At 70.4% G+C, this 12919-nt stretch carries 14 protein-coding genes; 8 read left to right on the top strand and 6 right to left on the bottom strand.

Annotated elements, in window-relative coordinates:
- Positions 1-134: 134 nt before the first annotated feature.
- From pth to rpsU, 3 genes are all read right to left on the bottom strand, one after another.
- Complete coding sequence (gene pth, locus JF886_RS05730) at positions 135-710, bottom strand: aminoacyl-tRNA hydrolase (protein ID WP_337310473.1); 576 nt, start codon at positions 708-710, stop codon at positions 135-137.
- A complete protein-coding gene (ybeY, locus tag JF886_RS05725; protein ID WP_337310471.1) occupies positions 711-1154 on the bottom strand; it encodes an rRNA maturation RNase YbeY in 444 nt (147 codons plus the stop codon).
- Between the two features lie 82 nt (positions 1155-1236).
- Positions 1237-1419: a 30S ribosomal protein S21 gene (gene rpsU / locus JF886_RS05720; protein ID WP_337310469.1), complete on the bottom strand. Its 183-nt coding sequence runs from the start codon at positions 1417-1419 to the stop codon at positions 1237-1239.
- Between the two features lie 497 nt (positions 1420-1916).
- Here rpsU and JF886_RS05715 point away from each other — a divergent pair, with 497 nt between their 5' ends.
- Positions 1917-2042, top strand: coding sequence for a hypothetical protein (locus JF886_RS05715; RefSeq protein WP_337310467.1), 126 nt, complete (start codon positions 1917-1919; stop codon positions 2040-2042).
- Between the two features lie 295 nt (positions 2043-2337).
- Here the strand turns inward: JF886_RS05715 and JF886_RS05710 are convergent, their stop codons facing one another.
- Complete coding sequence (locus JF886_RS05710) at positions 2338-3096, bottom strand: crotonase/enoyl-CoA hydratase family protein (protein ID WP_337310465.1); 759 nt, start codon at positions 3094-3096, stop codon at positions 2338-2340.
- Between the two features lie 110 nt (positions 3097-3206).
- On the opposite strand from JF886_RS05710, the gene JF886_RS05705 reads away from it, so the two are divergent.
- Complete coding sequence (locus tag JF886_RS05705; RefSeq protein WP_337310462.1) at positions 3207-6056, top strand: ATP-dependent helicase; 2850 nt, start codon at positions 3207-3209, stop codon at positions 6054-6056.
- Between the two features lie 18 nt (positions 6057-6074).
- Here the strand turns inward: JF886_RS05705 and JF886_RS05700 are convergent, their stop codons facing one another.
- The gene (locus JF886_RS05700) at positions 6075-6500 is read right to left on the bottom strand and encodes a hypothetical protein (protein ID WP_337310461.1); all 426 of its coding nucleotides are present in this window, start codon (positions 6498-6500) and stop codon (positions 6075-6077) included.
- 130 nt (positions 6501-6630) lie between these two features.
- Here JF886_RS05700 and JF886_RS05695 point away from each other — a divergent pair, with 130 nt between their 5' ends.
- Positions 6631-7545, top strand: a complete 915-nt coding sequence (locus tag JF886_RS05695; RefSeq protein WP_337310459.1) for a LysR substrate-binding domain-containing protein — start codon at positions 6631-6633, stop codon at positions 7543-7545.
- A 49-nt stretch (positions 7546-7594) separates the two neighbouring features.
- Positions 7595-9229, top strand: a complete 1635-nt coding sequence (locus JF886_RS05690) for an Rnase Y domain-containing protein (RefSeq protein WP_337310458.1) — start codon at positions 7595-7597, stop codon at positions 9227-9229.
- 24 nt (positions 9230-9253) lie between these two features.
- Here the strand turns inward: JF886_RS05690 and JF886_RS05685 are convergent, their stop codons facing one another.
- A complete protein-coding gene (locus JF886_RS05685) occupies positions 9254-10066 on the bottom strand; it encodes an alpha/beta fold hydrolase (protein WP_337310456.1) in 813 nt (270 codons plus the stop codon).
- 26 nt (positions 10067-10092) lie between these two features.
- Between JF886_RS05685 and JF886_RS05680 the strand changes: the two genes are divergently transcribed.
- From JF886_RS05680 to JF886_RS05665, 4 genes are read left to right on the top strand one after another with little or no spacing between them, the layout of a single operon-like run.
- Positions 10093-10494: a secondary thiamine-phosphate synthase enzyme YjbQ gene (locus JF886_RS05680; protein WP_337310454.1), complete on the top strand. Its 402-nt coding sequence runs from the start codon at positions 10093-10095 to the stop codon at positions 10492-10494.
- A gap of 23 nt (positions 10495-10517) precedes the next feature.
- Positions 10518-11276 carry an RsmE family RNA methyltransferase gene (locus JF886_RS05675; RefSeq protein WP_337310452.1) on the top strand — a complete coding sequence of 253 codons (759 nt, stop codon included), beginning with the start codon at positions 10518-10520 and terminating at the stop codon, positions 11274-11276.
- Positions 11277-11284: 8 nt separating this feature from the next.
- Positions 11285-12574, top strand: a complete 1290-nt coding sequence (locus JF886_RS05670; protein WP_337310450.1) for a MiaB/RimO family radical SAM methylthiotransferase — start codon at positions 11285-11287, stop codon at positions 12572-12574.
- The gene (locus tag JF886_RS05665) at positions 12571-12915 is read left to right on the top strand and encodes a histidine triad nucleotide-binding protein (protein WP_337310448.1); all 345 of its coding nucleotides are present in this window, start codon (positions 12571-12573) and stop codon (positions 12913-12915) included. The genes JF886_RS05670 and JF886_RS05665 overlap by 4 nt, the downstream gene beginning before the upstream one ends.
- The last annotated feature ends 4 nt before the right edge of the window (positions 12916-12919 follow it).

Here is a 12919-nt window from a genome sequence, read left to right as displayed (position 1 = left end):
CGTTCACCTCGCGCAGCCACCAGGCGATCAGCGCGATGGCGCCGGCGGGCACGCCGCCGACCCTGCCGCGCGCGAGATCGCGAAGCGAGCGCAGCGCGCTAACGCCTGCAAGCCGCGCGCTCAGTGTGGCCAGGTCAGTTGTCAGGGGCACGGTTGTACTCGGTCATCGCACTCTCCAAACCGTCGCGCACCAGCGCCATCACGGCATCGGCCGCACGGGGCAGGATGGCGGCCAGCCGCTCGCGCTCCTCGGGCGTGAATCGGTCGAGCACGTAATCGATCATCTGATCCCGGTCCGGCGGTCTCGACACACCGATGCGCACCCGCATGAAGTCCTGGGTGCGCAGCGAGTCGGCGATCGAAAGCACCCCCTTCTGACCGGCGGCTCCGCCGCCGCGCTTCAACCTGATCCGACCGAGCGGAAGGTCGACCTCGTCGTGCACGACGATGAGGTCCTCGGCGGGGAGTCCGTACTTGCGCAGCAGGTGAACCGCAGCCCGCCCAGAGACATTCATGTAGGTCTGCGGCCGCGCGGTGACCACCTCATAGCCGTCGACGGCCCCCTCTCGCACCTTGGCCGGCCCCTCCCGGCGCTCGCGCCCGAATCGCCCGCGCGACTCCAGTTGGTCGAGCGCCAACCAGCCGGCGTTGTGGCGGGTGCCGCGATATTCGCCGCCGGGATTGCCCAGGCCGATGACCAGCGCTGACACTCAGCCGTTCGCCGGAACCAGCGCGGCAACTGTCTGGTGGGGCAGGAGCCGTCGTGTCGCGGCGGTCATGGCTGCGGCCTCAGCGGCTCCGGCGTGGTCGTGGCCCAGACAGTGGAGCAGCCCATGAACCACCAGGAGGCGAAGCTCGGCGGGGCCGTCGCCATTGCCCTGGGCCAGGGCGCGCTCGACGCTGATGGCAATGTCGCCAACGCGGTCGCGTTCGTCCGATGGGAAGGCGAGCACGTCAGTGGGGGCGGCGACGCCGAGGAAGCGCGCACTGAGCTCCGTGAGCTCTGTGTCATCGGTGAGCCTGACCGCGAGGTTGGCTCGCGAGCCAACCCGCAGCGCATCGCCGCAGCGTCGCAGCAAGGGGCCGAGACGGGCACAACGAATCGCCTCGCGCTGCGCCGCGAGGGTCACACTGTCGGCGCGACCGATGGTCACTCTCATGCGATGGGCTGAACGAGCTGGCCAGAGCGCAGCACGGCTCCACGCACATGCGCGTGAAGCCGTGGACGACAGTGAATCAGCCCGCCTTGGCGCGGCGCTTCTTGGCGGCAACAAGCTTGCGCTTGCGACGGACCGAGGGCTTTTCGTAGTGCTCGCGTCTGCGGACCTCGGAGAGGACGCCGTTCTGCTTGATCTTCTTGTTGAAGCGTCGCAGAGCGCTCTCAAAGGTCTCGCCCTCGCGGACTTTGACCTCCGACACGAGTCGGAATCACCTCCTTCGGGCCGCCCAGCCCGGGCAGCAGGAATACGTCAGGAATCTGGCTGTTGCACTGCAATTGTACTCAGCGCCGGGGTCAGGCCGCCCGGGCCACGAACGCGCGGGCGGAGCGTGAGCACGGCGGCGACTGCGGCAACCAGGTTGACGACAACCGCGATCGCGAAGGCGCGGCCCGCAACCAGCCACCACGAACCGGGCTTCGCAGCCCTCCGACCTCAGACGGCCGGCCACCAGGCCCGCGCAGAGACCGGTGACGCCAGTCACCGCGTACATGATCCCGATGCTGCCGTCGCCGGTGTGGAGGTGGCTCAGCAGCCACACCGGCATGCCCACGCTGAGGATGCCGAACGAGATGTTGGAGATGGACGTCACGAGTGCGAGGCCGCGCAGCTCGCGATTGCGAAAGAAGTAAGCGCAGTCCGGCGAGCGCGTCGCGCCCCAGCGAGGTTGTGGTGGCGCACTCGAGCTCCGGTTCCCTCATGGCCAGCAGAACCGCCGCGCCGGCCAGGTACAGGGCGGCGGTGGCCAGCAAAGCGACCTGGACGCCGGCGAGCCCGACCAGCAAACCCGCCACCGCCGGGCCGGCGATCGATGCCACCACGTAGCCGCCACTGTCGACGGCGTTGGCGCGCTCCCACAACGGACGCGGCACATGATCGGGAACAGGGATCGCGTGCCGGAGTTGCTCAGGGGGTTGGTCAGGGAGCTGACCGCGACTATCCCCAGCAACAGGCCGACAGGAAGACGCCTGCATGCTCGCGCCCGTTCGGGCAAAGAGCGACGCCGCGCAGAGGCGGCGAAACCCCGGCACGACGAAGAGGGCGCGATACGTCCGTTGATCGAGTGACTGCACGCCTCCACGCTGCCACATCGGGAGGGATACCGGTCTCCGCCGTTCCTCTACGGGATCGGCGTCCCGTGACGGCCGTCACCTCGCGCGAACCTCTCCGCGCCCTGCGCTGTCTCGCCGCTGGCGATGACCGCGAGGCCGCGGCGGGTCTCGTTGAGGAGCGCATCGGCGGTGCTGAGCGACCACTGCTCGTGCACCGACATGCGGTCGCTGCGCAGGCACGTCTGCGGCAGCGCGGCCAGCTCGTGCGCGAGGGTCAGCGACGCCGGCAGTGCGTCGCCCGTGGGAACGAGGCGATTCGCGAGGCCGATGCGCAGCGCCTCCTCGGCGTCGACGGGCCGGCCGGTGAGGATCATGTCCAGCGCGCAGCCCTGGCCGACGAGTCGGGGCAGACGAATCGTGCCGCCGTCCATCAGAGGGACACCGAAGCGCCGGCAGTAGACGCCGAACACCGCCCCCATCGCGGCCACGCGCAGGTCGCACCACAACGCCAGCTCGAGACCGCCGGCGACTGCGTGGCCCTCGACGGCGGCGATCACCGGCTTGCCGAGCAGCATCCGCGAGACCCCCAACGGCGCATCCCCCTCCTCCTCGGTGCGCATGCCGACGGCGCGCAGGTCGGCCCCGGCGCAGAAGCCGCCGCCGGCGCCGGTGAGCACCGCGGTCGAGAGCGTCGCGTCCGCATCGAAGTCCCCGAAGGCGGCGACGAGCGCGTCCGCGGTGGTGCGGTCGATGGCGTTGCGTACCTCGGGACGACTGATGGTCACCACCAGCACGTCGCCGTCGCGGTCGAGGAGGACGGAGGTCATGCCGCGATCTTCGCGCCAACGGCGCGCCGAGCAACGGACGGTCCAGGCGGCGCGGGCCTGGTGCTACGCTAACGCGAATCGTACATCCGTTCGGAAACGCTCGAGGATCGATGCCCTCCGTCCCGCTCGACCGCGACCAGCAGGACGCCGTCGCCCACCGGACCGGGCCGTGCCTGGTCCTGGCCGGCCCCGGCAGCGGCAAGACGCGGGTGATCGTGGAGCGCTTCCTCGCGCTGGACAGCGAGGGCGTGGCTGCCTCCGCGCAGTTGGTGCTCACCTACACGCGCAAGGCTGCGGCGGAGATGCGCTCGCGTGCCGAGGCTGCGCACGGGCCGTTCGCCGGTGAGCCGCCGCTGAGCAACTACCACTCCTTCGCCGGCCGGGTGGTGCGCGCGTGGGGCTGGCTGGCGGGCATCTCTCCGGCCTTCCGTATCGCCGACGAGGCGGAGCGCTGGCTGCATCTCGAGGCCGTGCTGGCGTCGCTGCGGCCGCGCACGCTCTGGAATCCGGTGCGGCCCCACGACCTCGTCGACTCCATCCTCGACGTCATCGGCAAGGCCAAGCAGGAGCTGGTCACACCGGAGCGCTACGCGGAGTGGGCGACCGCGGCGCTGGCCGCCGACGACGACCCCGCGGCGCGCGCACTGCTGCAGCGGCATGAGGAGATCGCCGCCGTCTACGCGGCGCTCGATGAGCGCTACCTCCGCTGCGCCGTGCTCGACCACGACGACACCATCCTGCGCGCCGAGCAGTTGCTGCGCGAGCATGACGCACCGCGCCATGCACTGTGCGATTCGATCGAGTACGTCATGGTCGACGAGTACCAGGACACCAACTACGCGCAGGCGCGACTGGTGGAAACGCTGGTCGCGTCACACCGTAACATCCTCGTCGTGGCCGACGACGACCAGGCCATCTACAAGTTCCGCGGCGCCAGCCTGGCCAACCTCGATAGGTTCTCGCGCACCTACCCCGAGCACGCCAAGGTCGTGCTCTCGCACAACTACCGCAGCACGCCGGCCATCGTCGGCGCGGCGGGCGCGGTCATCTCTGTCGCCGATCCCACGTCGCGCATCGCCAAGAGGCTCACCGCGGAGCGCGCCGCGGGTGACGCCGTGGAGCTGTGGGAGGCGCCCGACGAGCGCAGCGAGGTTCTTGGCGTGGCGGCCGAATGCCGGCGACTCATCGAGAGTGGGACACGCGCCGCCGACATCGCGTGGCTGTTTCGCCGCCACGCCGACATGCGGGCTGCGATCGGCGCCCTTCGCGAGGTGAGCGTGCCCTACCAGGTGCAGGGTGGCCGTGGCTTCTTCACCCAGCCGGAGATCAAGGATCTCCTCGCTCTGCTCAGCGCCGCCGCCGACCCCGCCGACACGCAGGCGCTTCTTCGCTGCCTGCAGCTGCCGTCATGGACGGTGAGCAACCGCGGAAGGCTCGCGCTGGTGCAGCTGTGCAGCGACCACGACGCGCCACTGCCGGGTCTTCTCGGCACCGTGGCGGCGTCGGCGCTCGACGAGCAAGACGCCGCGGGAGCCGCGCGCTGCGTGGCCGACGTCGCGGCGCTGCATGCCATGACCGCCCGTGAGGACGTCCGCGAGATCTTCTACGAGGCGCTGGAGCGAAGTAATTTCCTCGGGCTGCTCGACCAGCAGAGTGAGCTGGCGCGCATGCAGACCGGCGCCAACCTCAACAAGTTCGGCGAGTTGCTGGAGGCCTTCGCCGACTGGAGCGACGACCACCGCCTGGCTACGGCACTGCGCTACCTTGAGGTGCTGCGCAACAGCCGCAACGCCGACGAGCTGGCCACCATCGACGCCGTCGACGACGGGGTCATGCTGCTCACCGCCCACTCGGCCAAGGGCCTGGAGTGGCCGGTGGTGATCCTCTCCGGCTGCGTCGAGTCACGCTGGCCGGGACGCTGGACCGTGTCTCCTTCGACGTTGGCACTACCAGCAGCGTTGGTCCCCGAGCTGCCCCCAGACGGCGATGCCGTCATCGACGAGGAGCGCCGGCTGTTCTATGTCGCGCTGACGCGCGCGCGCGATCGCCTCGTGCTGGCGCGTGCGCGCCGCTACCCGCGAAGCTTCAAGGACGAGGTGCCCTCGCCGTTCCTCGGCGCGGTCGCCGGCCGCGGGGACGCGTGGCTGCGCGAGGTCCCGGCGGCCGCGCCGTTGCACCCGCGCCCCGCCCGGGCTTCAGGGGGTCGGTCCGGTGAACGTCTCTCGGTGGGAGTTTCTGACATTCGTGTCTTCAAGCAGTGCCCGCGCCGCTTCGAGTACCGGCACCGCTACAGGCTTCCGGTGCGCGACTCGCTGCAGAGCTGGTACGGGACGCTCATGCACACCGTCCTCCAGAACGCTGCGATGCGACGCAACGCCGGCGAGGTGGTCGACGCGGACCGCGTGGCGGCCATCTGGAACGACGCGTGGGTGGCCACGCGCGGACCCAAGGGGAGCCACCCGGAGTTGCGCGAGCTGGGCGAGCAGCAGCTGCGTCGCTATGTCGAAGGGAGCGCCTGGCAGCACGCGTCGGTCACGGCCGTCGAGGAGAACTTCACCCTGGCGCTCGACCACGCCGACGTGCATGGTCGCTGGGATCGCCTCGACAGCAATGGCAACGGAGCCGTGACCGTGGTCGACTACAAGACGGGACCGCCGCGCGACGAGGAGCGTCTGCGCCGCGATATCCAGGTGCGCGCCTATGCGGTCGCCGTCTCACGCCGGGAGCACAGCGACGACGTTGCTGTCGAACTCCACCACCTCCAGACCGCCGAGGTGACGCGCGTGGCATTCACCCGGGAGCAGCTGGAAACGTCCTACCGGTTCCTCTCGGTCACGGCCAAGGACATGGCCGCAGCTTGGCGGGACGGTGACTTCCCGCCGCATCCGTCCGCGTGGAACTGCACGCGCTGCGAGTACCGGACCGTCTGCGACGAGGGACGCAGCACCGAGCAGAGCTGACAGTCACTCACCAGCCGCTCAGGCGACGGCGGTCCAGCGCCTCCAGTCGGGGGCGCCACTGATCGGTCCCTCGGGCTCGACATCCTCGGGGAGCTCGGTGCGCCACGGCAGCATCAGGTCGAAGACGATCTCCTGGATGGTCCAGAGGATGTCCATGATCTCGGTGATCTTGATCTGGCGGCGGTTGATCGCCTCCTCGACTGCGGCCAGCGCCTCGCGGTCACCGGTCTTCGAGACTGCGCTGCGTGCGAAGCTGAAGACGTCCTCGGCACGCGATTTGAGGTCGGCCGGGGTCTCCTTGATGCTCTGGAGGTGAATCTCCTCGCAGGCGCTGATCACCTCGTCGACGCGCTCGACGAGTCGGCGCAGGCGGGTGCGCTCGATCATCTCCCGGTGATGACGCTGGCGTGCGTCATGGACCTCCTGGGTCGCATTCTCAATCAACAATTCAATCTCCTCGGGTTGGCGCCGCAGGCCGTGACAACGGTTCTGTAGACGTTTCGGTCACCACTGAACTCAAGATTATCGGCCGCCAGCGTTGACATCAAGAGCACTTTTCGGATCGAATTGATGCATGGATCGCATCAATGCCGACTCCCTGAGGACCTTCCTGGAGGTCGCCCGGGTCGAACACCTGGGCAGGGCGTCCGAAGCATTGCAGGCGGATCCATCAACGGTCAGCCGCAAGATCGCCCGCCTCGAGCAGGAGATCGGGGTTCCGCTGTTCGAACGGATCGGTCGTTCCATCCGTCTGACCCAGGCTGGGAAACGGTTCGTGGGCCGCGCCGAGCGCCTGCTCAGCGACCTGCGCGAAGCCGTGGCCGACGCCGAGGGCGCGGTGTCCGCCGAGTCCGGGGAGGTCCGGGTCGGCTTCCTCCACACCGTCGGCGCGAGGTGGCTGCCGCAGAAGCTGGCGCGCTTCCTCCAGGCCCATCCCGGCGTGCGCTTCATCCTCGAGGAGGGCACCACCGCCGAGGTGGCCAGCGGGGTTCTGGCCGGTGACTTCGATCTCGGCATCCTGGGCCCCCCGCCGGTCAACACACCGGACCTCGAGACCGTCCCGCTGTTCCGGGAGCGCGTGGCCGTGGTCGTGCCCCTCGGGCACCGTCTGTCCGGACGCACCTCCGCCGCTCTGAGCGACCTCGGCGACGAGCCGCTCATCCTGCCCCGCTCGCGCAGCGGGCTGCGCAAAATCATCGACGACGCCTTCGCCGCCCAGGGGCTCACCACCAAGGTGGCCTACGAGGGGGATGACTTCAGCATCGTCCAGGGCCTGGTCGAGGCCGGGCTGGGGATCACCCTGATGCCGATGCCACTGCCGTCCGCGTCGGGGCGGGTCAACGTCATCCCTCTGCGCGATCCGCCCATTGCCCGCACCATGGCCCTGGTCTGGGACCGGCGACGCACTCTGCCGCCCGCGGCCCTCCTCTTCTCGCGCGAGCTGGTCGGCGAGGTGGCCGACCCGTACGAGCCTCCGCCGGGCGGATGAGCCCGCAGCCGCAGGAGGCGGCCGTCTGCCTGCCCCGTACACTCGAGCCGTGGTCCTGGTCCTGGTCGCCGCCATCGTGCTTGCCGCCGCGATCGGCGTCGCTGCGCTGATCGTGCTCGGTCGCTCTGCGCCCCGCGCCGCCGGCCCCGGCCCGGTCGCCGACGACCCGTCGGCAGCAGCGCGAGCCCGGTCCGAGGCGGACCGCATGATCGCGCAGGCCCGCGAGCAGGCCCTGGCGTCGCGCGAGGCGGTCCGCGAGGAGGTGCTGGTGCGCCAGCAGGCGGTCGAGGCCACCGAGGCGCTCATCGAGGAGCGTGAGCGCATCTACCGCGACCGGCGTGCGGTGTTCGACGACCGTCGCCATCTCCACAAGAAGCGCCGGGAGGAGATCGACGAGCGCATCGCCGCCGTGGCCGCCGCGCGAGCGGAGGTGGCGGCGACGTTCGAGCGCGTCGCCGACCTCGACCGCGACACGGCCACGAGGCTGGTCCTGGAACGGGTCGACAACGACCTCGCCGGCGAACATGGGGCGCGGGTCGAGGCGACGCTCGCCGAGCGCGTCGGCGACACCGAGCCGGCGGCGCGCATGCTCATCGTCGAGGCGATGGAGCGGCAGTTGAGCGGCCACGCCGACGGCGTCGCGCGAGCCGCGCCGCTCTCCCTCGAGGAGCTCGACGAGCACGGCAGGGAGCGGCTGCTCAGCGCCCTGTCGGTGATCGCCGACGACACCGGCATGGAGCTCGGCGTCGACGAAGACCGCGCCCAGGCGACGCTGCGGGGTATGGATCCCATCGGTCGTGAGGTGGCCCGGCAGGCGGCGCTGGAGGTGGTCGACCGCAAGCTGCAGGCGGCCGACGTGCCGCCGCTCCTGGTGCGTACTCGCGGATCGCTCTCCAGCAGGGTTCGTCAGCTCGGCGAGCAGGCGCTGTGGGAGATGCAGATGGAGGGACGGCCGGAGCTGGCGGAGCTCATGGGCACCCTCCACTACCGTTTCTCCTACGGGCAGAACGCGCTGCTCCACTGCGAGGAGACCGGGCACATCTGCGGCGTGCTCGCCGCCGAGCTGGGCATGTCGCAGACGGTGGCGCGCGAGGCGGGGATGCTCCACGACATCGGCAAGGCGGTCGACCACGACGTCGAGGGCTCGCACGCCATCATCGGGGGCGAGGTGCTCCGCGTCCTCGGCGCCGACCCCGGGATCATCCACGCTGTCAAGGCGCATCACTTCGACGAGGAGCCGTCCACCGACCTCGCCATGCTCACCATCTGCGCAGACGCGATCAGCGCCTCCCGGCCAGGCGCGCGTCGCGACACCTTGGCGACCTATCTCGCTCGTCTCGAGCAGCTGCAGACCATCGCCACGCGTCACTCCGGCGTGGAGCGCGCGTTCCCGCTGCAGGCGGGGCGTGAGGTGCGCATCTTCGTGCGTGCCAAGCAGGTGAAGGACGCCCAGGTTGCCGAGTTGAGCACGGAGATCGCTCGCGAGATCGAGAACGAGATGCAGTATCCGGGGATGATCAAGGTGACGGTGATCCGCGAGACCACGGCCACCGCCACCGCTCCTGCACAGATCGCGGCCGTGCAGGAGGCGAACCGGCGTCGCGCCAACGGCGCCGAGGGCGAGGAGCACGGCGCTGCCGTGGACGAGGCCGCCGCCGTCGACGTCCCCAGCGAGGACGCGTGAGGGACTCGGACTAGCCACCGGCGCTCATCCGTGTGCGGCCGCGAAGGCGTCGACGGCCTGCGCGGTGCGTTCGGGTTGCTCGTGGAAGAAGAGGTGCCCGGCTCCGTCGAAGACATCGAGGACGGCGCGGGGGACGCGCGCGGCGAGCGCCTCTGCATTGGCCAGCGGCATCACCGCGTCCTCGCTGCCGTGCATCACCATGGTGGGCGCCGCGATCCAGCGCAGCTGCTCCCAGACGTCGTGACCCCGCGACGCGGCGAGCTGCGCCTGGAAGGCGCGCGCGGCGACGGGCCGACCGGCCCGATCGCGCACCTGCTGCTCGATGAAGTCGGCGTGCTCCTCCTGGAAAGAGCCAGAGTAGAGGACCGTGCAGGCGATCCGGTACGCGTCGGCCGGGGTTCGCGCGCCCTTGCCCAGGAGCGCGTCGATGGACGAGGGATCCGGCTCGCGCACGAGGTGCGCGCCCCCCGGACCGGTGGCAGCGAGGAGGAGGGTCGCCACCCGGTCCGGATGGCGCACCACCAGCTGCTGGGCGACCATCCCGCCGAAGGACGCGCCCAGGACGGTTGCCTGGTCGATCTCCAGGCCGTCGAGCACGGCGGCAGCGTCATCGCCAAGCTGTGCGGTGCTGTATGGCCCCGGGCTCAGCTGGGACGCACCGATGCCGCGCTGGTCGTAGACAGCGACGCGAAACCGCGGCGCCAACAGCGCCACGATCGGATCGAAGACGACGCGAGTGGCACCCAGGCCGGGAATGAGGAGCAACGGTGGCCCATCTCCTATGACGGTGACCGCAAGCTCCGCCCCGTCCGGCGCGGCGACCCGTGTCTCCGTCATTGCGCGCGGATGCTACCGTCAGCACAGTGCGATCCACGCAGCTCGCTGTCGACACCAGCCGAGCGCAGGTCGTCGACATCACCGACGACGTCGAGGACTTCGTCCGTGACGAGGGCGATGGGCTGCTCTCCATCCTCGCGCTCCATGCCACCGCCGGACTGGCGCTGATGGAGAGCGGCAGCGGTTCCGAGGCCGACCTCGTGGCCGCGCTGGAGAGGCTGCTGCCCCGCGACGATCGCTACTCGCACCGGCACGGCAGCAGCGGTCATGGAGCGGATCACCTCGTGCCCGCCCTGGTCAGCCCGTCGGTGACCATCCCCGTGGTGGGCGGTCAGCTGGCCCTGGGGACCTGGCAACGGGTGGTGCTCGTCGACCTCAACCCCGACAACCTGCGGCGCCGGGTGCGTCTCGACCTCCTCGCGGGGTGACCGCGGGCGCGGAGAATAGCCCGATGCCCCAGAGGTTCTTCGTCAACGGCGGCGACATCGCCGGCGACGGCCTGGTGATGGAGGGCGCGGTGGCCAACCACATCGCGCGCTCGCTGCGCATGCACAGCGGCGACTCGATCGTGGTCGTCGACGACCTCAACCGCGAGCACGGCGTCCTGCTGCGCAGCGTGCGCCCGGAGCGCATCGAGGGCGAGGTCAGCTGGACGAGGCCCGTCACCGGCGAGCCGACACTGCGCATCACCGTGGTCCAGGCGCTGCCGCGCGAGCGCATGGAGGACTGCGTCGACCTGCTCGTCGAGGTTGGCGCGGCGGAGATCCGCCCGGTCATCACCGAGCGGGTGGTGACCCGCGCGCCGGGAGATCGGATCCCCAACCGCGTGCACCGCTGGCAGGCCGTCGCCACCGAGTCGGCGCAGCTGGCCGGGCGCGGCTCGATCCCGCGGGTGCACTCCCCCGTCGCACTCGCGGACGCGCTCGCGGCGCTCGACAACGGAACACGCGTGCTCGCCTGCACATTCGACGCTGAACAGTCGCTTGCGGCGCTCGACGTCGACAGCGACAGCCCGTTGGCTCTGTGCGTCGGACCCGAGGGTGGCTTCGGGGCCGGCGACCTGGAGACATTGCGGCAGGCGGGTGCGCAGACCGTGCACATGGGTGCGCGGATCCTGCGCACCCGCTACGCGTCGGCGGTCGGGTGTGCGCTCCTGCTCGCTCGCAGCGGCGACCTCGCCGACGCCGTTGCCGCAGCGCCCGCGCCATGAACCACCTCATGCCGTTGCGGGTCTCGGTCACGGCACTGGGGTGCAAGGTGAACTACGCCGAGATGGCCGACCTCGCCGGGCGGCTCGCAGCCGCCGGCTGCGAGGTTGTTGCCGAGGAGGATCCAGCCGATGTCCGGGTGCTCAACACCTGCACGGTGACCGTCGCCGCCGATGCCACCAGCCGCCAGCGACTGCGGCGATTGCGCCGCGCCGATCCCGACGCACACATCGTGGTGACCGGGTGCAGCGTCGACGGCAATCCGCAGATCTACCTGCGCGGTGACGACAGGGGGCCGGCGGTGCTCCCCGCCGGCGTCGACGCCGTCTTCGCCAACGCCACCAAGGACCGCATCGCGCTGCACGTGCTCGCAATGGCCGCCGGGCGCGATTCGGTGGCCGCCAATCCCACAGTCGCGCCGCTGCGCAGCCGCGCGTTCATCAAGGTGCAGGACGGCTGCAACCATCGCTGCACGTACTGCTCGGTCTGGCGGGCGCGGGGTGCGTCGCGGTCGCTGCCCAGAGCCGACATCCGCGCACGCGTGGCTGCGGCGGTGAACAGCGGGCACGGCGAGCTCGTGCTCACCGGGGTGGACCTCGGTGCCTACGGTCGTGCCCACGGCAGCAGCCTCGCGCAGCTGGTGCGCATCCTGCTCGACGACGTCGGCACTCGCGCGCGGATCCGGCTCAGCAGCGTCAACACCAACGACATCACCGCCGAGCTGGTCGACCTCAACGCCCACTCGCAACTCTGCTCACACTGGCACATGCCGCTGCAGAGTGGCAGCGACACCGTTCTCCGCGCCATGCATCGCGGGTACCGGCGCGACCAGTATCTGCGGGTGTGCGCCGCGCTTCGCCGGCTCGACGCAGACACGGAGTTCACCACCGACGTCATGGTTGCCTTCCCGGGGGAGACCGAGGCAGACCACGCCGACACGCTTGCCCTGCTCGAGGAGACAGAGATGCTCGCCGCCCACACCTTCCGCTATTCGCCCCGGGATGACACGCCCGCGGCGCTCCGCGGGGATCGCATCGACGAGGCCTCGGCACGGCGACGGAGCGCCGACGTGCGCCGTACGGCCGCCGCGACCGGCCATGCACGTCGTGCCAGGGCGGTCGGTTCCCGTCAGGAGGTCGTCTGGGATCGGGTTGACGGTGGCCTTGCCCACGGGGTGAGCGCGACCTACCTCAGCGTGGTGGCGAGCGCCACGCCCGGCGCGAGGGCGGGCGGCATGGCCACCGTGGAGGTCGAGGCCGTCGACGGCGACGTTCTTCGCGCTCGGGTTGTGGACCGGTGACCGCTTGCCTCTTCTGCTCCATCGCCGCCGGGGAGGTCTCCGCCAGCTTCGTGCACCAGGACGAGCTGGTGATCGCCTTCCGCGACATCAACCCGCAGGCGCCGACTCACATCCTGGTGGTGCCTCGCGAGCACATCGTCTCGGCAGCAGAGCTGAGCGCTGTCCAGGACCCGGTGTGGGCGAGGCTTCTGCATGTCAGCCAGCAGCTGGCCGCGGCGGAGGGGATCGTCGAGAGCGGGTATCGCATCGTCACCAACGTCGGCCGCGACGCGGGCCAGAGCGTCAGCCACCTCCATCTCCACCTGCTCGGCGGACGAGCGATGAGCTGGCCGCCGGGGTAGCAAA

Source organism: Candidatus Aeolococcus gillhamiae (assembly GCF_016464765.1).
Classification (GTDB): Bacteria; Chloroflexota; Dormibacteria; order Aeolococcales; family Aeolococcaceae; genus Aeolococcus; species Aeolococcus gillhamiae.
This window is presented reverse-complemented; position numbering and strand designations above follow the sequence as displayed.